Raw genomic sequence first — 20137 nt, forward strand, 5'->3', positions numbered from 1 at the left:
AAGGTTGTTATGAAGCTCGTGTTTCTCGCAGTATCGTTTGCTATTGTTTTTCTCACTCCGATTGCCTATGCGGCGCCAGACGGACAAGCGGATGGTTGTATCGTCGCACCCCCGCAGAAATGCTGCCCCAACAAGGACAAACCCAATTCTATGATCTGCTTCCCCTATACCGGCAGATCATAAGCCGGTTTGATCCCTGTCATTGTCAGTAAAACTGTCGATATCCGGTGGATAGAGCCCGATTGTCTTTCTTGTTTACAGCTTTCGCGTGTATTTCAGCAAAGCTTTAATAAGTGAAGAGGAGAGGGCATGCGTTATATTCCAACGGCGGTGGCCGGGTTCATCGGTCTGGTTTTGCTCAGCGTTATTCTGGGCTCATGGTACACGATCGACGAAGGCGAACGCGGTGTCGTCCTGCGATATGGCGCGGTCGCCGGGGTCGCGCAGCCGGGACTGGGTTTCAAGATTCCCTTGATTGATTCCATCGTTCGCGTTTCGGTACAGTCGAAGGCGGCGATCTATAACCAGATGGAAGCCTATAGCCGCGACCAGCAACCGGCGACCATGAATCTGTCGGTCAATTATCGCATCCCGCCGGATCGCGTCGAGGAAGTCTACGCCAATTACGGCGGCGAGGACGGCCTGCTGTCGCGTCTGGTCGAGCGTCGCGTTTTCGAGGAAAGCAAGACGGTGTTCGGCAAGTTCAATGCCGTGACTGCCATTCAGGAGCGTAGCCGTCTCAATCAGGAGATCGCCGAAGCCATCCAGAGTAGCGTGCGTGGGCCGGTGGTTGTCGATAGCGTCCAGATTGAGAATATCGACTTCTCCGACGCCTATGAACAATCCATCGAGCAGCGCATGCTGGCGGAAGTCGAAGTGCAGCGTTTGCGCCAGAATGCCGAGCGCGAAAAGGTGCAGGCGGAAATCACCGTCACGCAGGCCAAGGCGCAAGCTGATGCGCGCCGTGCGGAAGCCGAAGCGCAGGCCGATGCCGTGCGTCTTCAAGCCGAAGCGGAATCGGAAGCTATTCGTCTGAGGGGCGATGCGGAAGCAACCGCCATCAAGGCGCGTGGTGACGCGCTGCGGGATAATCCGGGTCTCGTATCGCTGACGCAGGCGGAAAGATGGAACGGCCAGTTGCCATCGACCATGTTGCCGAACAGCTCGATCCCGATGCTGAACCTCAATCCGCAGACGGTGTCCGAATGATTGAAAAATGGCGGGGCAATACCCCGCCATTTTTATGATCTCGTGGCCGGCTTAGCGCGGTTCGTTGCCGCGTGGGCGGATATAGGCACGTGGGCCATGACCGCCCGGGCGTCCGCCGTGCCAGCCGGGACGATCCCAGTTCCGGTTACGATAGCGATAGTCAGGGCGTCCCCAATAACCGCGACGATAATAGTAGTCATCGCGATCATTGAGCGCGGAGCCGATGGCCACTCCGGCGATCAGCGGAATGCCGATGAGGGCTGCGTTACGACCGAAATCATTGGAATAGCCGCTGCCGACCGTTCCTTCCTGAAACGCGATATAGCGTGACGACGACCAGCCATGGGTTCCGCCATAGCTCACCTGACACCAGCCATAACCCGAGGTGCAGCCGTGTACTGTCACCGGCGCGCCGCCCGGGATGGCGCCCATAGAAGGATAGCTGGTGCTGGGGCCGGTGCGGATATTGAGATTGGCGGTGGAGATGGCGTTTGCGGCCTGCGCCGCGCCAGCCGACAAGACTCCCAACGCCACAATGGCAGCTTTCAAAGCAAGTTTCATCGAACATCTCCCTGAATGAACACGATGAATGACGACAATCTTTTATGAAACGAGGCTGTCGGGCGAAAGTTCCTCTTTGGAACTTGGTAAACAGTCGGACGTCAGGGCAATCGGTGAGAAGAGCAATATACGGGACAAAGAAAAAGCGCCGGGATGTCCGGCGCTTTTGTATACGTTTGCTTGGTGGGGCCGGGCTTAACGCTTACAGCGCGCCACGTAGATTTTGCCATGACGGTTGCGGTATTCGCAATTTCCATTGCGCAGTTCGCGCACGAGCAAACCACCAAGCGCGCCTGCGCCTGCACCGATCAGAGCACCACGCCCGCCGCCGGCGATGCCGCCGATAATGGCGCCTGCACCCGTACCGATGGAAATATCTTTTTCAGTGGTGGTGCAGCCTGAAATTGCCATCAGCGCCACCAGTCCAAGTGCTACTTTCCGCATTTCTGTGTCCTCCGTAAGAGCAGTGATGCAATAAGAACGATTCGCCTTGAAATCGGTTGCTCGAAAATAAAGGAGAATTTGCAGCGAAAACAGTGGTTAGCGGCGATAGCGCAGAATGACCGCAATCGCCAGGACGGCCAGACCTATGGCGATGAAACCCTGAATAATGAAAACCGCATTCATCATGATATCGTCCTTTAGCGCTGATGGTTTTCCGTCAAACCATCGCGCATATGGTGCCACTGAAAGCACTTTGCGAAAAGTATAGAGCGCATTCCGGCTGCTGCAAGGTGCCGGGCCTGCGCTCGCACTCGATTATGCCCGTCAGATCGCGGCAAAGCCTTTTTCAAGATCTGCGATGATATCGGCAACATCTTCCAGACCAATCTGCAGCCGGATGACCGGTCCTGGATAATTGCCCTTGGCAATCAGGCGGTCGGCAACGCGCACCTGCAGCGCGAGGCTTTCATAACCGCCCCAGGAATAGCCAAGGCCGAAGATTTCCAGCGCGTTGAGGAAAGCATGGGCTTCCGCCTGTCCGCCTTCTTTCAGAACGAACGAGAAGATGCCCGACGAGCCGGTGAAATCGCGCTTCCAGATTTCGTGGCCGGGATGGCTTTCAAGGGCAGGGTGCAGAACCTGTGCGACTGCGGGATGGCTTTCGAGCCAATGGGCAACTTCCAGTGCGCTCTTGCGGTGATGCTCCAGCCGGATGCCCATGGTGCGCATGCCGCGCAGGACTTGATAGGTATCGTCGGGGTTGGCGCAAAGCCCAAGCGTGCCGTGGGTTTCGAGAAGCTGCGGCCAGCATTTCTCGTTGGCGGAAATGGTGCCGAACAGAATGTCGGAATGGCCGGATGGATATTTGGTCGAGGCGTGAATCGTAACATCCACACCGAAGTCGAGCGCCTTGAAATAGACTGCGGTTGCCCAGGTGTTGTCCATCATCACGATGGCGTCGCCTTTGTGGGCAGCTTCAACGATGGCCGGAATGTCCTGCATCTCGAAAGTGTTGGAGCCGGGCGATTCCGTAAAGACCACCTTGGTATTGGGCTTCATCAGAGCCGCGATGCCCGCGCCGATTTCCGGGTCGTAATATTCGACATCCACGCCCATGCGCTTGAGGATCGTATCGGCAAAATGACGGGTCGGATTGTAAATCGAATCCACCAGCAAAGCATGATCGCCGGAAGACAGGAAGGCCAGCAGTGGCACGGTCACAGCCGCCAGACCGGACGGAACGCAGACGGTTCCGGCAGAGCCTTCCAGTGCATTGATCGCATCGCAAAGCGCATCGCTGGTGGGCGTTCCGCGCGTGCCATAGGTATATTTCTGGTTGCCGGTCGCCATGGTCTCGGCATCCGGGAAAAGCACGGTCGAGGCGCGGACAACCGGCGGATTGACGAAGCCGTGATAGTCGCGTGGCTGATAGCCATCATGCGCCAGTCGAGTGTTTATCCCCAGTTTCGCCGTGTTGACTTGCTGCTTAGCCACGAAATTGCCTCCAGACCGTGTTGCATGCGTTCCGCCGGTTCTCTTTTAGAGAGCTCTGCATGGTCGTACCGTCTACCGGATGCGGCCAGATGCGGTTGGCAGAAAGATCAATGATTCCGCCGATAACGGAATGTTTTGAAGTTCATTCGATAAGCCGCGTCTGGGCTGGATGCAACCCTGTGGTCAGTGCTCGAAGTGCAAGATGCGATGCGAAAAGGGAATAATGGAATGTCATCACCGGATATGAAAAACACGCTTCTCAATCCGGTATATGCGGCCATTGAACTTATCCGCTCCTTTCTGCGTCCTGCTTATAAGGGAGCTCCCTATTCCTGGACCATGCAGATGACCGCAATCGTCGTGCTGCTGCCCTTCATCATCCTGATCCTCCACCTTTGGGACGCCGATATCGTTCGTGCGGCGGCTGGAAGCACCAATATCGTCATGGAAATCCTGCGAACCGTGACCGACGCGATCCGCACGCTGGTGTGGCTGGCGGTGGCGCTGATCGTCTGGCTCGTGACGGCTTTCATCTTGTCGCCCGGTTATCGGGGACAGATGCGCCCCATTCTCATGCGCTGGCACGGTTGGGCTACGCTGGTGCTGGCGTCCATCGTTGCGGGCAGTATTCCAACGGAAATCGGCAAGCTTGCCATCGGTCGCGCGCGCCCGTTTCTGCTCGATCAATATGGTGCAGCCTATTTCTCGCCGTTCAAGGGCGAGTTTCTCTATGAGAGTTTCCCGTCGGGCCATTCGATGATGGCGGGTATCATGATGATGTCGCTGAGCATTTTTCTGCCGCGCTGGCGCTTTCCGATTATCGTTATCGGTCTATTGTTCTGCATCAGCAGGCTTGCTGCCGGAGCGCATTTCCCGACCGACATTGTGGCAGGTTGTACGATTGGATTGCTCGCAACCTGGTGGGTGGCGCGCTACATGGCGACGCGAAATATTATTTTTTCACTGGATGATAAGCACACGCTCCCCACTGTGTGATTCTGGCCCTGACCGCGGCTGTTTTCGACGGCCGCGCTTGGGCTATGTTCATTTAAATAACTGTTATTACTCTATTTTCACTTTCGAGATTCCAGCAAGTGTCGAACCTCACACTTTGTTAGCCGCGCTACCCAGAAATTGGGAAACCGTGTAAAAAATTGAACCGCTGTTTCGGGCTTTTCCACGAAACGCGGATTTTGCCGCCGTTATTAACTTGACCAATGCCCAAATATCGCCTTCGATAAGGCGGTGAAGGCGACAGGCGCCGCTGTGCTCGAAAATTAATCAAGAGGCCGGATAAACCGGTCAGGGCGAGAGGCGGTCTGCTATGCAGCGTGGGGTTGAGGAGGAGCGCAACGCTTTTTCCGGAAAAACCTATGCAACAACAACGAGAGAGACGCACGGGCAGTTTGCCCGACGTTTCCAGGGAACAAAAAGGTTGCAGGCCAGATGAAAAATACAATCGTAATGGGGTTATTGGGTGCGGCAGCGCTGTTCGGCGCGGCTTCAGGGGCATCTGCCGACACGCTTTCGGATGTCAAGGCAAAGGGCTTCCTGCAATGTGGCGTCAACACCGGTCTTCTCGGTTTTGCTTCGCCGGACGACAAGGGCGAATGGTCGGGCTTCGACGTGGATTATTGCCGCGCGGTCGCGTCCGCGATCTTTGGCGATCCGACCAAGGTGAAGTTTACGCCGCTCAATGCCAAGGAACGCTTCACGGCATTGCAGTCTGGTGAAGTGGATGTTCTGATCCGCAACACCACTTGGACCATCAGCCGCGATACGTCGCTCGGCCTCGATTTCGCGGGCGTGAATTATTTCGACGGCCAGGGCTTCATGATCAATTCGAAGAAGCTTTCCGGCATCAATTCGGCGCTTCAGCTTTCCGGCGCTTCGATCTGCGTTCAGGCTGGCACCACGACCGAACTGAACATGGCCGATTATTTCCGCTCCAACAAAATGGAATATAACCCGGTCGTCTTCGAAAAGGTCGATGAAGCCAATGCGGCTTACGATTCCGGTCGTTGCGACGCTTATACCACCGACCAGTCCGGCCTTTATGCGATCCGCCTGACGCTCGCCAATCCGGACGATCACGTCATCCTGCCGGAAATCATTTCCAAGGAGCCGCTTGGACCAGCTGTCCGTCAGGGCGATTCCAAGTGGGCAGACGTTATCCGCTGGACCCATTATGCCCTGTTGAACGCCGAAGAATTCGGGATCACGAAGGCCAATGTCGACGAGATGAAGAACTCCGACAACCCCGAAATCAAGCGCTTGCTTGGCACCGAAGCCGATACCAAAATCGGCACCGATCTCGGCCTCGACAATGACTGGGTCGTCAAGATCGTCAAGGGCGTCGGCAATTACGGCGAATTGTTCGAACGCAATCTCGGCAGCGGCAGCCCGCTCAAGATCGCGCGCGGCCTCAATGCCCAGTGGACGAAGGGTGGCCTGCAATACGGCATGCCGATCCGCTAAGGACGACGGCTTTTGCATCTGACGTGGGGTGGGGGCATTTGCACCCGCCTCATGCCGGATTTGTCAGCTCTTTATTTCCCTGAGAACAGGTTTCCCTCGGGATCGGACCTGTTTCGTAGCAGGCATTTGAAATGGGCGTTTGCCCACAAGAGCGCATAGCATTTCGCTGGCCAGACATTTGAACCGGCCCGTCGCAAAAAAGTATGGTTCGGCTGCATTGACGTTTCGAGAATTACGCTTCCGTTTGGGAGCGCCGTTTCCGTTCCGAAAAATTTGCGCCAGAGCCCCAAGATACGGGAAACATATGGCTTCCTATTCTGCAACCGAACGCCATGATGGCGGTGGAACCTCACTTCTCTACGATCCGCGCGTTCGCGGCATCTTCTATCAGGTGATTGTGTTCGTCGCGGTCGTAGGCTCGATCTACTGGATCGTCGGAAACACGATCACCAATCTTCAGCGCGCGAATATCGCCTCCGGCTTCGGCTTTCTGAACGGTCGCGCGGGTTTCGATGTCAGCCAGACACTGATTTCCTATAACAGCGATTCCACCTATGGCCGGGCCATTCTGGTCGGTCTGGTCAACACGCTCTATGTGGCGGGCTTGGGCGTTATCACGGCCTCGATCATCGGCTTTCTTGTCGGTATCGGTCGTCTGTCGCGCAACTGGCTGATCCGCAAGATCTGCACGGTCTATGTCGAGGTGTTTCGCAACATCCCACCGCTGCTGGTCATTTTCTTCTGGTATTTCGGCATTTTGGCCACCTTGCCGAATGTGCGCGAGAGCATCAGCGGACCGCTGCACACCTATATCAATACACGCGGTTTCTTCATGCCCGCGCCGGTCTGGGGTGAGGGGGCGTGGCTGATACTGGCGGCGCTCGCATTGGGCATTGTCGGCTCTTTCGTGGTGGCGCGCTGGGCCAAGCGCCGGCAGATGGCGACGGGGCAGCCCTTCCATACAATCCGTGTCGCGATCGCTTTGATCATTGGTCTGCCGCTGCTTGCCTTCATCGCGGCCGGTTTCCCGGTATCCTTCGATGTCCCGAAACTCGGTACTTTCAATCTGACCGGCGGCGCGCAGGTCAAACCGGAATTTCTGGCGCTGTTTCTGGCTCTGTCTTTCTATACGGCGTCGTTCATTGCCGAAACGGTGCGCGCAGGCATTCTTGGCGTTAACAAAGGGCAGACGGAAGCCGCTTATGCCGTGGGCATGCGGCCCGGCCCGACGATGCGGCTGATCATCGTGCCGCAGGCGCTGCGCATTATCATCCCGCCGCTGTCGAGCCAGTATCTGAACCTTATCAAGAACTCCTCGCTGGCAATCGCCATCGGCTATCCGGATCTGGTCGCCGTTGGCGGCACGATCCTCAACCAGACGGGCCAGTCGGTTGAAGTCGTGGCGATCTGGATGGTGATCTATCTGGGCATCAGTCTGGTTACATCCGCCCTCATGAACTGGTTCAATGCCAAAATGGCGCTGGTGGAGAGATGACCATGGAAAATGCCGATCTCCAATATATCCGTACGCAAATGGTCGATAGCGAAAAGCCGCCGCGTTCCGTACAGGGCTTTTCGCACTGGCTGCGCGTCAATCTCTTCGCTTCTCCAACCGATGCGGCCCTGACGATCTTCGCTCTGTTTCTGCTGGTCTGGTTTCTGCCTTCGGCGATTCAGTGGCTCTTCATCAATGCGGTGTGGAGCGGAACCGACCGCACCGCCTGTCTGACCGTTGCGCAGGGCGGCGCACAGCCGGATGGCTGGTCCGGGGCGTGCTGGGCTTTCGTTCAGGCCAAGTATGAGCAGTTCATCTATGGGCGCTATCCGATCGATGAGCGGTGGCGGGTCAATCTCACGGCGCTGATCTTCGTCGTGCTTTTGGTGCCGCTTCTGATCCCGAAGGTGCCGCAGAAGGCGCTCAACGCCATTCTGTTCTTCTTCGTGTTTCCGTTCGTCGCTTTCTTCCTGCTGGTTGGTGGCTGGTTTGGCCTGTCCTTCGTGGAAACGCCGCTTTGGGGCGGCCTTCTGGTGACGCTGGTTCTTTCCTTCGTGGGCATTGCCGTCTCACTGCCGCTCGGCATTTTGCTGGCGCTCGGTCGCCGGTCGCATCTGCCTGTCATCAAGACATTCAGCATCATTTTCATCGAGATGGTGCGCGGTGTTCCGCTGGTCACAGTGTTGTTCATGGCGAGCGTCATGCTGCCACTGTTCCTGCCGCCGGGAGTCACCTTCGACAAACTGCTGCGTGCGTTGATCGGCGTGGCGTTGTTTGCCTCGGCCTATATGGCGGAAGTGGTGCGCGGCGGACTACAGGCCATTTCGCGCGGGCAATATGAAGGCGCGGATGCGCTCGGCCTCAGCTACTGGCAGAAGACGGGTCTCATCATCCTGCCGCAGGCGCTGAAACTGGTGATTCCCGGCATCGTGAACACCTTCATCGGTCTCTTCAAGGATACGAGCCTCGTCTACATCATCGGCATGTTTGATCTTCTGGGCATTGTTCGCCAGAATTTCTCCGATGCCAATTGGGCTTCTCCACAGACGCCTGCTACCGGCCTTATTTTTGCGGGCTTCGTTTTCTGGATTTTCTGTTTCGCTATGTCGCGATACTCTATATTCATGGAACGACGGCTCGACACGGGTCACAAACGATAAAAAGAACAAAAGGGAATAATGGAATGAGTGCACAAAGCGCCCTCCCGCAATCCGAGCTCGGTGTCGATGTCGACCGCTCCAAGATGCAGGTTTCCAAAACCGATGTCGCCATCGAAATCACCAATATGCATAAGTGGTATGGTGAGTTTCACGTTCTGCGCGACATCAACCTGAAGGTCATGCGCGGTGAGCGTATCGTCGTGGCTGGTCCGTCCGGTTCCGGCAAATCGACGATGATCCGCTGCATCAACCGTCTGGAGGAGCATCAGAAGGGCAAGATCGTCGTTGACGGTATCGAACTCACCAACGATCTGAAGAAGATCGATGAAGTGCGCCGCGAAGTCGGCATGGTGTTCCAGCACTTCAACCTTTTTCCGCATCTGACCATTCTGGAAAACTGCACGCTGGCCCCGATCTGGGTGCGCAAGATGCCGAAGAAAAAGGCGGAAGAAATCGCCATGCATTATCTGGCGCGCGTGAAAATTCCGGAGCAGGCTAATAAATATCCGGGCCAGCTCTCCGGCGGCCAGCAGCAGCGCGTGGCAATTGCCCGTGCGCTGTGCATGAATCCGAAAGTCATGCTGTTCGACGAACCGACTTCTGCGCTCGATCCGGAAATGGTCAAGGAAGTGCTTGATACGATGGTGAGCCTTGCTGCCGAAGGCATGACCATGATCTGCGTGACGCACGAAATGGGCTTTGCCCGTCAGGTCGCCAATCGCGTGATCTTCATGGATCAGGGCCAGATTGTCGAACAGAACTCGCCGAACGAGTTCTTCGACAATCCGCAGCACGAACGCACCAAGCTGTTCCTCAGTCAGATCCTGCACTGATCAGGCCGATTGCCTTGCATTGAAAAACACCCGCCAGTGTCGCTGGCGGGTGTTTTCGTTGGAAACCATATTGCAGACAGGCTGCCGTTTATTCGGCGTGCGGCCCTTCGCAGAACTGGATGCGGTTGCCAAAGGGGTCGATCACGCCCATCACGCGCCCCCAGGATTCCGTCTCAATTCCCGGACGCATGAAGCGATAGCCGCGTGCAGTGATTTCCTTATGCAAGGCGTCGACGCCCTGCATGCGCACAAAAATATTGGCGCCGGGGCTGCCATCGCCGTGATGCTCGCTCAGATGCAGGGTCAGGCCTTCGCGTGACACCTGCATGTAAAGCGGCATATTCTCTGCAAATCGGTGCTCCCAGTCGAGGGTGAAGCCCAGAAAGCCGATATAGAACTCCTTGGCTTTTTCAATGTCGAAAATCCGAAAGACGGGGCAGGTTTGTTCAAAGTGGATTGTCATTTTGCAAAGCCTTTGCGACTGATAGCCCATTGAAGCGGGGAGGTATTTCGTGATGGATTTCCGGTGGGAAGAGATGCTCACGCCTGAGCAATATCGCGAATTTCATGCGTTTTACAGCAAGGAATGGTGGACACGCGAGCGAAGCTTCGAAGATGTCGTCCAAATGCTCAATCATTGCGATGTGCTTGTGTTCTGCTTCGACGATGCAGACAAGATTGCTGGCTTTGCGCGGGTGTTGAGCGATTTCACCTTCAAGGCGATGATTTTCGATGTGATCGTTTCCGATCATCACCGGGGACAAGGGCTCGGACAAGCCATCGTCAACCGTGTGTTGGGCCACGAAAAGCTGCAACGCGTGAAGAGTTTCGAACTTTATTGCCCGGACCGGCTGGTGCCGTTCTATGAAAAACTCGGCTTCGTCAGAGGTACATCGGCGCTACTTTTCAACCAGTCGTGATTCAATCCTCCACGAAATGGCGAAGGCGCTGCAAGGCATCGTCCCACTGCGTCGAAACGGCCGCCAGATAGGCGCGGGCATCGACAAGTGGAGCAGGATGCAGGCGGAAGTGACTTTCCCGCCCGATCTTTTCCCGCTGCACAAGGCCAACCTGTTCGAGAACGGACAGGTGCTTGGTCACGGCTTGCCGTGTGATGCTGCCATTCTGCGACAGCACCACGATGGAGCGGCTCTCACCGTCACTCAATGTTTCGATGAGCGCAAGTCGGGTCGGGTCGGCAAGCGCCCCGAAAATAGCGGATATTTCCATGGCGTGACGGGCTGGGCTTTCATTCATTTTTCGACATGGGCCTTGATGTTGCCGACCTGCTCCTGCCAGCCGCCATCGTTCATGCGCAGCGCCAATGGCTGGCGCTCGGCGGGCAGGGCATCGAAACCGCTTTCAACAACCGTCAGGCGGGTGCCGTTCTCGATCGGTTCAAGCTTGAATTCCACCAGCGTCGGCGGCTCCTTGGAATAATCGACATCGGGCTCGACTGCATAAGGATGCCAGGTGAAGGCAAAATAGTTCGGCGCATTCATATCCTTGACGAAGGATTCCCAGCGCACATGCTCAAAGCCCGGATAGGTGATGTGGCCGGTCGAAGCGGTGCCGACGACGAACGGGCCATCGATCTTGACGCGAAACCAGCTTCCAAACTCGTCATGGTCGGTCAGGGCGCGCCAAACGCGGTCAATGCCTGCGCGAATATCAACGGTTTTCTCAATACGATCTGTCGTGCTTGCAAGGGTCATGGTGTAAATCCTCCGTAATTGGCAACTCAATGGTTGCTAATTTACAGGTGCAGTAAAAATAAGCAACCAAAAAGTTGCATATTTATTCCGGGGAGGGTGCTTTGTCGGGCAAGGGGAACAGCGTGCGAAGCTTTTCTGCCAAGGCGCGATCTCCTTCGACGATCAGCAGACCGGCCTCCTCAAGCGCTGATAATGGCTGCCCGCCATAGATCGTTGCGGCGACCATGCGCGGTGCGCCTTGCAGCGAAAGATCGCATCGTTCTGGCTTACCACGGGCGATATCCAGCGCCTCATCATGCAGGTGGGCGGTGAAATCTTCTCCATCCAGCTGCAGGTGGATGGTCGCATTCATCCCATGCGCGCTTTCGCTATCCAACATAGTGCGCAGGGATAGCAAGAACGACACCGTTGATATCGGCAGGTTCGGATCGTGCATTGGCGAACGCGCGGCCCAACGACCGAGTGCTTGCAGGATAGGCTCGCTTTCATAGCCCCATTCGGTGAGTTCATAGACCTGCACCGAGGCGGGGGGAGGCAATTTGGTCTTGTGGAGAATGCCCGCCAGTTCCAGCCCTTCCAGCCTCTGGGTCAGCACATTGGCGCTGACGCCCGGCAGATCGGCGCGCAAATCGCTGAAGCGCTTTGGGCCCAGCATCAGCTCTCGCATGACCAGCAGCGCCCAGCGCTCTCCAATTAAATCAAGGCCATGCGCTGCGGCGCACGCATCGTCATAGCTGCGCTTGGCGGCTTGTTTTTCGCTTTTAGTTATTTTTCCTAACTTCATAGTTGCTTAATATAACTTATCTGTCATTATGTTCAAGCAAACTTAATCCAGACATGTCCGTTAGAGGCAGAAAATGTCTGGCCCAGCGGCGATTAATGTTCGCAATGGAGACAGGGCCGCACCCTGCCAATGGAGGAAATGACATGCCGAAAATGATTTTCGTGAATCTGCCTGTGAAAGACGTTGCGCGCTCGACCAGCTTTTATGAAGCCATTGGCGCGCAGAAGAACCCGATGTTCTCGGACGAAACCGCGTCCTGCATGGTTTTCTCCGATACGATCCACGCCATGATCCTTGATCATGACAAGTTCAGCCAGTTCACGCCGAAGAAAATTGCCGATGCCACCGCGGTCAGCGAAGTACTGGTCTGCCTTTCCGCCGACAGCAAGGCCGAGGTGGATGATACGGTCGAAAAGGCCGCGAAGGCTGGCGGTCGTGCCGATCCAGCGGCCAAACAGGATTACGGTTTCATGTATGGGCGCAGCTTCGAGGACCCGGACGGCCATATCTGGGAGCTGATGTGGATGGATATGGAAGAAGCAGCCAAGGTCATGGGCTGACATCAAACCGGATAGACAGGGAGGAATTGACCATGTCTGGTCTCACCATTTGCCTGTGGTTCGATGGGCAGGCGGAGGAAGCCGCCAATCATTACGTCTCGATTTTTCGCGCCTGCGGGCGACCGGCTTCGATTGATGGCTTCATCCGCTTCAAGCATGGCCATCAGCAGAATGAAGAACAGGCGGTCACCGCAAACTTCACGCTCGACGGACAAAAAATATGCGGCCTCAACGGCGGTCCGTCGTTCAAGTTTACGCCAGCGGCTTCGTTGATCGTTCGCTGCAAGGATCAGGCAGAGGTGGATGCCTTCTGGGAAAAACTTCTGGAAGGCGGTTCGCCGATGGAATGCAGTTGGCTGACCGACAAATACGGTTTCGCATGGCAAATCGTGCCCGACATGTTGCTCGATATTCTCGAAAACGGTGCGCCCGATGTCCGTCAGCGCGTAGCGGACGCCATGATGAAAATGGTCAAGATCGATGTTGCGACACTGGAAGCCGCGCGCGACGCAGGCTGAGTTTCAACCGACTATCCGCGAATGGCCGCAACCGCATCATAGCCATAGAGCCAGTCCAGATCCTTCAGGAAAGTATCCGGGCGGCGCAAGGCAAACAGCATGTTGCGGCCAAGCGCCATTGGTCCGGTGGCGTGATAGGCAAAGCGGTTAAGCTGGCCGCGTTTGGCGACCGCCGCGATCCGTTCCTTGCGGACGGTTTCGAAGCGGCGCAGTCCCGCCGATTGATCGGCGGCATCAAGCGCTTCGGCAAGTGCCGCAGCATCCTCAATCGCCATCGCCGCACCTTGCGCGGCAAATGGCGTGACGGCGTGAGACGCATCGCCCAGAAATATGGTGCGGTTCGGCCCCAGAAACTGCGGTTCCGACATTTCGAAAAGCGGCCAATAGGTCCAATCTTCGGCAGTTGCCAGAACATCGCGAACCGGCTTGGCCCAATCCCGATAGGCGGCTTGCAGCTTTGCGCGGTCGCCTGTTCCGGACCAGTTTTCGCCCGCATTTTCACCTGCCGTTATGGCAACGAAATTGAAGAATGTCCCGGCTTTGACGGGATAGGCGATGAAATGAATCCTCGGGCCGAGCCAGGCCGATACGGCCTTGCGTTCGGGAAGGGCGCTCAGGAAAGAGGCGGGCAGGGCATTGGTTGCCAATGTTGCGCGCCACGCAACATGGCCGCTGAACCGCGCCATGTCATAACCGGCAATCGCGCGCTCGACCGACCAGACCCCATCGCAGGCGATCAGATAATCGGCCTCGATGGTCTCCGTTCCGCTTTCGCTTTTGACGGTCGCCACGATGCCCTTGTCGCGAGCGCTATGATCGAGGATTTCGCTGCTGAGACTGATCTGGATCGCCGGGTTTTCCGCGCAGGCTTGCAACAGGGCCGATTGCAAATCGGCACGATGGCAGACCACATAGGCATGATGCCAGCGCTTAAAAGCCTTGTCACCCAGCTCCATGGCAAGCAGGGGACGCGCCTTGCGACCGTCAACGAGGTAGAGCTTTTCAGGTGTTACGGTGTGGGAAGCCAAGCTGTCGGCGATACCGAGGCGTTCGATGTGACGCATGGCGTTGGGGGCCAGCTGCAGGCCCGCTCCGACTTCAGAAAGAGCGGAAGCTTTCTCGATGAGCCGGATGGTCCAGCCCCGTGCTGCAAGTTCCAGCGTCGCGCTCAATCCCGCGACACCAGCTCCTGCTATCAATATGTGGCCTTTGCCCATATCGGTCTTCTTGCCCAATGCTGTGACGAGATGGGCTTTAACAGACGCCGATCAGGCCGCTTTGTCGGCTGGGGCGTCGTAGGTGCAGCCTGCCGGGACGGTTTCGTCGGCATGCAGCTTGGCATTGTAGCGATAAAGGGTCGAGCAATACGGGCAGACCACTTCGCTTTCGTCGCCCATGTCGAGGAAGACATGCGGATGGTCGAAAGGCGGGTTTGCGCCGACGCACATGAATTCCTTTACGCCGATTTCAATGGCATTATGGCCGGCGTCGTTCTGGAAATGAGGAATGATGTGATCGGACATAATACGCTCCGGGCTGTCGTTCGCGGTATATAGCACGCCTCAGACCAGCGCGCTCAAAACTCTGCTTGCGTTTACCCTGAAACGCTTGTTTCCGGAAGCGTTTTCATCAATTCTAGGGATATTTAAGTGATTTGCTATCAAACTGTCATGTGACAGCCATAGGCTTTGCGATGCGCCGGTTCGTTCCGGCAGATGCCGGATTAGGAAAAATGAACGAAAACAGTGTGTTGGCAAGCGAAACCCAGAACGGGGCTCATGAGATGACAGCTGAACCAGCCCGCACCTCCGATATCGGTTCGGACATGCAAAACGCTCCCGATGCTCACAAAGCTTTGAATGAAGATAAAATCGCGGAGCTGATGAACAGCGCGGATCGCTTCGTTAATCGTGAGTTTTCATGGCTCCAGTTCAACCGCCGCGTTCTGGATGAAGCCGCCAATATGCGCCAGCCCTTGCTGGAGCGCCTGCGTTTTCTATCTATTTCGGCCACCAATCTCGACGAATTCTTCATGGTGCGCATCGCCGGTCTTGCGGCGCAGGTGCGGGCCGGTGTGGCGCTGCGCAGTGCCGATGGTCGTACGCCACAGGAACAGCTCGATTTCGTTCTGGATGAAGTGAGCCGCTTGCAGGCCGAGCAACAGGGACGTTTCCGCATTTTGCGTGATGAACTGGTGCAGGAAAATATCGACATCGTTCGCCCGTCGGGCTTGTCGGATTCGGAAAAGGAATGGCTGGAAAGTCATTTTCTTGAAACGATCTTCCCGGTTTTGACGCCGCTCTCCATCGATCCGGCGCATCCTTTCCCGTTCATTCCGAATCTGGGCTTCTCAATTGCCTTGCAACTGGCGCGCCGCGCCGACAATCACCCGATGACTGCGTTGCTGCGCATTCCGGTGGCTCTGAAGCGTTTCATCCAGCTGCCGACAGACCAGCAAAACGTCTATCGTGTCATCACCATTGAAGATGCGGTGAGCCTGTTTATCGGTCGGCTGTTCCCTGGTTATGAGGTGCGCGGCGCAGGCACATTCCGCATCATTCGTGACAGCGATATTGAAGTTGAAGAAGAAGCCGAAGACCTCGTGCGTCTCTTCGAAACGGCGCTGAAGCGCCGCCGTCGCGGTCAGGTGATCCGTATCGAATTCGATGGCGAAATGCCGGAAGCCTTGCGCGTCTTCGTGGCGACGGAACTTGGCGTGTCGGAGAATCGCGTCAGTGTGCATGAAGGGCTTCTGGCGCTCAACATGATCTCGGAAATCGTTTCGATCCCGCGCGATGACCTGAAATTCGTGTCCTATAATCCGCGTTTCCCGGAACGCATCCGCGAGCATGGCGGCGATTGCTTCGCCGCGATTCGCGAAAAGGATATCGTGGTTCACCACCCTTATGAATCCTTCGACGTTGTGGTGCAGTTCCTGCGTCAGGCGGCGGCTGACCCGGATGTGCTGGCCATCAAGCAGACGCTTTATCGCACCTCCAACGACAGCCCGATTGTGCGTGCGCTGGTCGATGCGGCAGAAGCGGGAAAGTCGGTGACGGCGCTGGTCGAGCTGAAGGCGCGCTTCGATGAAGAAGCCAATATTCGCTGGGCGCGCGATCTCGAACGCGCGGGCGTGCAGGTGGTGTTCGGCTTTATCGAATTGAAGACGCACGCAAAAATGTCGCTTGTCGTGCGGCGCGAAGATCAGAAATTGCGCTCCTATGTGCATCTGGGCACCGGCAATTATCACCCGATCACCGCGCGCATTTATACGGATCTATCCTTCTTCACCTCGGATGCGGATATTGCCCGCGATGTGGCGCATATCTTCAATTTCATCACCGGCTATGCCCAGCCCGCCGAGGAAATGAAAATCGCCATTTCGCCCTTCACCTTGCGCGCGCGCATCATCAAGCACATTGAGGATGAGGTGGCGCATGCGAAGGGCGGGCGACCGGCGGCGATCTGGATGAAGATGAATTCGCTGGTGGATCCACAGATTATTGATGCGCTCTATAAGGCAAGCCAGGCGGGCGTTCATATCGATCTGGTGGTCCGCGGCATTTGCTGCCTGCGGCCGGGTGTTCCGGGCTTATCGGACAATATTCGCGCCAAGTCGATTGTGGGGCGTTTTCTCGAGCATAGCCGCGTTTTCTGCTTTGGAAACGGGCATGATCTGCCGTCCGACAAGGCGATTGTCTATATTGGTTCCGCCGATATGATGCCGCGCAATCTCGACCGCCGTGTGGAGACTTTAGTACCCATCACCAACGCAACAGTTCATCAACAAATTTTATCACAAATCATGTTTGCCAACATAATTGATAACCAACAGAGCTATCAGCTACTTGCGGATGGCACCTCTCGCCGGATAGAAAAAGAAGAAGGAGAGGAAGCTTTCAACGCGCAGGAATATTTCATGACCAATCCTAGCCTTTCGGGTCGCGGAAAGTCGCTGAAGTCTTCGGCCCCCCGCCTCATCGCGCATCGCAAGCGTGCGCAGGCGGAAAGAAAAACGACTGCATGAGCCCAGCTATAGCACAAGGCCGTCTGAAGGGTCTCAAGCCCATCGGGGTCATTGACATCGGCTCGAATTCGATCCGTCTCGTCATTTACGAAGGTATCGTCCGTTCACCGACGGTGCTTTTCAACGAAAAACTCCTTTGCGGTCTCGGCAAGGGGCTGGCCAAGACAGGCCGGCTAAACGACAAGTCCGTCGATATCGCACTGCGCGCCCTGCGGCGCTTCCGTGCGCTGGCCGAACAGGCGGGCGCGGTTTCTGTGCACGCGCTGGCGACAGCTGCCGCGCGCGAAGCGAAGAACGGGCCTGATTTCATCGCGCAGGCCGAGGCCATTCTCGGGCGGCACATTGAAGTACTGTCCGGCAAGGAAGAAGCCTATTATTCGGCGCTGGGGATCATTTCCGGCTTCCACAAGCCCCATGGCGTGGCGGGTGATCTCGGTGGCGGCAGCCTTGAGCTGGTGGCCGTCAACGATCACGATATCGGCGAGGGCATCACCCTGCCGCTCGGCGGCTTGCGCCTTCAGGACATGTCGGATGAAAAGCTGACGGAAGCTGCGAAGATCACACGCACGGAGCTTGCAAAGGCAACGCTGCTTGAAATGCATCAGGGGCAGGTTTTCTATGCTGTTGGTGGCACGTGGCGTAACCTTGCCAAGCTGCATATGACCGCGAAGCATTATCCCCTGCTGGTCATGCATGGCTACGAGATGGACCCGGTTGAGGCGCAGAGTTTTCTCAAGCGCGTCGCCAAGGGCAATATCGACACGATGCGCGGTATTGAGGCGGTATCGAAGAACCGTCGCCAGCTTCTGTCTTATGGCGCGACTGTGATGCTGGAAACCATCCGCCGCATGAAGCCGTCGAAGATCGTCTTCTCGGCACTGGGCGTGCGCGAAGGTTATCTCTACTCACTCTTGCCGAAGAACGAACAGAAACTCGACCCATTGCTGGCTTCTGCGGAAGAACTGGCGATCCTGCGGTCGCGTTCGCCGCGTCATGCGCGTGAACTTGCCGTCTGGACGACGCTTTCATTGCCGCAACTGGGCTTTGATGAAACCGAGGATGAGGCGCGTTATCGCGAAGCCGCATGTCTTGTGGCGGATATAAGCTGGCGCGCGCATCCCGATTATCGCGGTTCGCAGGCGCTGAACATCATCGCTCACGGCTCGTTCGGCGGCATCGACCATCCGGGCCGGTCCTATATGGCGCTTGCCAATTATTATCGCCATGAAGGTCTGATTGAAGACGAGATCGCGCCGGAAATCGTGCAGCTTGCCACACCGCGCCTGCGCGAAAGGGCCAAACTGCTCGGCGCGTTGCTGCGCGTCGTCTATCTTTTGTCGGCATCGATGCCGGGTGTCATTCCACGCCTCTATTGGCGTGAGGAAGAAAACGGCATTGCGCTGGTCGTGCCGGGCGATCTTGCCGATCTTGTTTCGGACCGCCCGGAAGGTCGCCTGCAGCAGCTTGCCAAATTGACGGGCAAGAACCTGTATTTTGCGATCAGCGACAAGGGAGGGGAATAAGGGAGTAAGGGAATAGGGGAGTATGTTTATACAGCCCTTTTCACCTATTCCCCTACTGCCTTATTCCCTTACTCCCCTAATTCCACCGCCCGAATACGGCGGTTCTCGAACTTGATGCCGATCTTGCCGTCGATCAGGTCCAGTGCCTTTTGACCGAACACTTCGCGACGCCAGCCTTGCAAGGCCTGCACTTTCGCTTCATCGCCTTCGGCTGCAATCTTGTCGATATCATCCGAGCTGGCGACGATCTTGGCGGCAACGCCGTGTTCTTCTGTCACCAGCTTCAGCAGAACCTTCAGAAGATCGGCTGCAGCGGCGCTGCCTTCCGGCGAATGCGACGGCTTCGGCAGCTTCGGCAGGTCTTCCTTAGGGATAGCGAGCGCTGACTGAATTGCGGCGACCAGACCGGCAGCCTGCGCCGAGCGTTCCCACCCCTTCGGGATCGAACGCAGACGACCAAGCGCCTCGGCGTCACGCGGCTGCTGCTGCGCGATTTCGGCAATTGTATCGTCCTTGATGATACGGCCACGCGGCACATTGCGTTCGCGCGCTTCCCGCTCGCGCCATGCAGCAACGGATTGCATGATGGCAAGTTCGATCGGCTTGCGCACGCGGGCCTTCACGCGCCGCCATGCGTCGTCCGGATGCAGATCATAGGTCTCGCGGGCGGTCAGAACCGCCATTTCCTCGTTCACCCATTCGCTGCGGCCTTCTTTCTGAAGCTCTTCCTTCAGATAGAGATAGATATCGCGCAGATAGGTGACATCGGCCAGCGCATAGTCGAGCTGCTTGTCCGAAAGCGGACGTCTGCGCCAGTCGGTAAAGCGGGACGACTTGTCGAGATGCTTGCCGGTGACTTTCTGGACCAACTGGTCGTAGGAAATCGCATCGCCGAAACCGCAGACCATCGCCGCGACCTGACTGTCGAAGACAGGAGACGGGATGAGATCGCCAAGATGAAACACGATTTCGATATCCTGCCGCGCAGCATGGAAAACCTTGACGATTTTCTCGTCCGCCATCAGGCGGAAGAAGGGTGCAAGGTCGAGACCGGGCGCAAGCGCATCCACCAGCGCGGTGTGATCCGGCGAAGCCATCTGGATAAGGCACAATTCCGGCCAGAACGTCGTTTCGCGGATGAACTCCGTATCGACAGTGACGAAATCTGACTTGGACAGGGCGGATACGGCCTCTTCAAGGGCCTCGGTGGTCGTGATGAGTTGCATAAGTTTCTTTTAGACAAAGCGACATTGATTGTCCCGAAAGAATGCGCAAAAGCGATAGCATAACAAGTGCAAATCGTGTTTTTTGTCGATACGTTACGTCATGCGGTCCG

General features: G+C 56.6%; 21 protein-coding genes. 11 read left to right on the top strand and 10 right to left on the bottom strand.

Annotation, left to right across the window (positions count from 1 at the left end):
* Window positions 1-309 precede the first annotated feature (309 nt).
* Window positions 310-1209 carry a prohibitin family protein gene (locus tag D8666_RS00770; protein WP_121535677.1) on the top strand — a complete coding sequence of 300 codons (900 nt, stop codon included), beginning with the start codon at window positions 310-312 and terminating at the stop codon, window positions 1207-1209.
* A gap of 51 nt (window positions 1210-1260) precedes the next feature.
* Here D8666_RS00770 and D8666_RS00775 read toward each other — a convergent pair whose 3' ends face one another.
* The 3 genes from D8666_RS00775 to D8666_RS00785 form a co-directional block, all read right to left on the bottom strand.
* On the bottom strand, window positions 1261-1770 hold the full coding sequence (locus D8666_RS00775) for an SH3 domain-containing protein (RefSeq protein ID WP_121535680.1): 510 nt from the start codon (window positions 1768-1770) through the stop codon (window positions 1261-1263).
* Between the two features lie 195 nt (window positions 1771-1965).
* On the bottom strand, window positions 1966-2214 hold the full coding sequence (locus D8666_RS00780) for a YMGG-like glycine zipper-containing protein (RefSeq protein ID WP_109368703.1): 249 nt from the start codon (window positions 2212-2214) through the stop codon (window positions 1966-1968).
* Between the two features lie 324 nt (window positions 2215-2538).
* Entirely contained in the window at window positions 2539-3708 is a 1170-nt protein-coding gene (locus D8666_RS00785; RefSeq protein WP_109368704.1) for a cystathionine beta-lyase, read from the bottom strand.
* Window positions 3709-3936: 228 nt separating this feature from the next.
* Here D8666_RS00785 and lpxE point away from each other — a divergent pair, with 228 nt between their 5' ends.
* From lpxE to D8666_RS00810, 5 genes are all read left to right on the top strand, one after another.
* On the top strand, window positions 3937-4704 hold the full coding sequence (lpxE, locus tag D8666_RS00790) for a lipid A 1-phosphatase LpxE (protein ID WP_109368705.1): 768 nt from the start codon (window positions 3937-3939) through the stop codon (window positions 4702-4704).
* Between the two features lie 450 nt (window positions 4705-5154).
* Entirely contained in the window at window positions 5155-6186 is a 1032-nt protein-coding gene (locus D8666_RS00795) for an amino acid ABC transporter substrate-binding protein (RefSeq protein ID WP_121535683.1), read from the top strand.
* A gap of 304 nt (window positions 6187-6490) precedes the next feature.
* Entirely contained in the window at window positions 6491-7681 is a 1191-nt protein-coding gene (locus D8666_RS00800) for an amino acid ABC transporter permease (RefSeq protein ID WP_121535686.1), read from the top strand.
* Window positions 7682-7683: 2 nt separating this feature from the next.
* Window positions 7684-8841, top strand: coding sequence for an amino acid ABC transporter permease (locus tag D8666_RS00805; RefSeq protein ID WP_109368708.1), 1158 nt, complete (start codon window positions 7684-7686; stop codon window positions 8839-8841).
* A 23-nt stretch (window positions 8842-8864) separates the two neighbouring features.
* On the top strand, window positions 8865-9674 hold the full coding sequence (locus D8666_RS00810) for an amino acid ABC transporter ATP-binding protein (RefSeq protein ID WP_121535689.1): 810 nt from the start codon (window positions 8865-8867) through the stop codon (window positions 9672-9674).
* Window positions 9675-9762: 88 nt separating this feature from the next.
* Here the strand turns inward: D8666_RS00810 and D8666_RS00815 are convergent, their stop codons facing one another.
* Window positions 9763-10137, bottom strand: coding sequence for a glyoxalase superfamily protein (locus tag D8666_RS00815; RefSeq protein WP_121536288.1), 375 nt, complete (start codon window positions 10135-10137; stop codon window positions 9763-9765).
* A 52-nt stretch (window positions 10138-10189) separates the two neighbouring features.
* Between D8666_RS00815 and D8666_RS00820 the strand changes: the two genes are divergently transcribed.
* Window positions 10190-10594: a GNAT family N-acetyltransferase gene (locus tag D8666_RS00820; RefSeq protein WP_235858878.1), complete on the top strand. Its 405-nt coding sequence runs from the start codon at window positions 10190-10192 to the stop codon at window positions 10592-10594.
* A 1-nt stretch (window position 10595) separates the two neighbouring features.
* Here D8666_RS00820 and D8666_RS00825 read toward each other — a convergent pair whose 3' ends face one another.
* From D8666_RS00825 to D8666_RS00835, 3 genes are all read right to left on the bottom strand, one after another.
* Window positions 10596-10931, bottom strand: coding sequence for an ArsR/SmtB family transcription factor (locus D8666_RS00825; protein ID WP_235858866.1), 336 nt, complete (start codon window positions 10929-10931; stop codon window positions 10596-10598).
* Window positions 10928-11389, bottom strand: coding sequence for an SRPBCC family protein (locus D8666_RS00830; RefSeq protein ID WP_121535695.1), 462 nt, complete (start codon window positions 11387-11389; stop codon window positions 10928-10930). The genes D8666_RS00825 and D8666_RS00830 overlap by 4 nt, the downstream gene beginning before the upstream one ends.
* An 82-nt stretch (window positions 11390-11471) precedes the next feature.
* Window positions 11472-12173: a winged helix-turn-helix transcriptional regulator gene (locus D8666_RS00835; protein WP_121535698.1), complete on the bottom strand. Its 702-nt coding sequence runs from the start codon at window positions 12171-12173 to the stop codon at window positions 11472-11474.
* Between the two features lie 143 nt (window positions 12174-12316).
* On the opposite strand from D8666_RS00835, the gene D8666_RS00840 reads away from it, so the two are divergent.
* Together D8666_RS00840 and D8666_RS00845 are read left to right on the top strand one after the other, a co-directional pair.
* A complete protein-coding gene (locus D8666_RS00840) occupies window positions 12317-12733 on the top strand; it encodes a VOC family protein (protein ID WP_109368712.1) in 417 nt (138 codons plus the stop codon).
* A gap of 32 nt (window positions 12734-12765) precedes the next feature.
* Window positions 12766-13251: a VOC family protein gene (locus D8666_RS00845; protein ID WP_121535701.1), complete on the top strand. Its 486-nt coding sequence runs from the start codon at window positions 12766-12768 to the stop codon at window positions 13249-13251.
* An 11-nt stretch (window positions 13252-13262) separates the two neighbouring features.
* Here D8666_RS00845 and D8666_RS00850 read toward each other — a convergent pair whose 3' ends face one another.
* Together D8666_RS00850 and D8666_RS00855 are read right to left on the bottom strand one after the other, a co-directional pair.
* Window positions 13263-14468: an FAD-binding protein gene (locus tag D8666_RS00850; protein ID WP_121535703.1), complete on the bottom strand. Its 1206-nt coding sequence runs from the start codon at window positions 14466-14468 to the stop codon at window positions 13263-13265.
* Window positions 14469-14519: 51 nt separating this feature from the next.
* Entirely contained in the window at window positions 14520-14774 is a 255-nt protein-coding gene (locus D8666_RS00855; RefSeq protein ID WP_119041191.1) for a zinc-finger domain-containing protein, read from the bottom strand.
* 260 nt (window positions 14775-15034) lie between these two features.
* Here D8666_RS00855 and D8666_RS00860 point away from each other — a divergent pair, with 260 nt between their 5' ends.
* Together D8666_RS00860 and ppx are read left to right on the top strand one after the other, a co-directional pair.
* Window positions 15035-17278 (top strand): RNA degradosome polyphosphate kinase, encoded by a 2244-nt coding sequence (locus D8666_RS00860; protein ID WP_371830777.1) that lies wholly within the window; start codon window positions 15035-15037, stop codon window positions 17276-17278.
* Window positions 17275-18801: an exopolyphosphatase gene (ppx, locus tag D8666_RS00865; RefSeq protein WP_121535709.1), complete on the top strand. Its 1527-nt coding sequence runs from the start codon at window positions 17275-17277 to the stop codon at window positions 18799-18801. The genes D8666_RS00860 and ppx overlap by 4 nt, the downstream gene beginning before the upstream one ends.
* A 68-nt stretch (window positions 18802-18869) precedes the next feature.
* Here the strand turns inward: ppx and rnd are convergent, their stop codons facing one another.
* The gene (rnd, locus tag D8666_RS00870; RefSeq protein ID WP_109368718.1) at window positions 18870-20027 is read right to left on the bottom strand and encodes a ribonuclease D; all 1158 of its coding nucleotides are present in this window, start codon (window positions 20025-20027) and stop codon (window positions 18870-18872) included.
* Window positions 20028-20137 lie beyond the last annotated feature (110 nt).

The sequence above is a fragment of the Ochrobactrum soli genome (assembly GCF_003664555.1).
Taxonomy (GTDB): Bacteria; Pseudomonadota; Alphaproteobacteria; order Rhizobiales; family Rhizobiaceae; genus Brucella; species Brucella teleogrylli.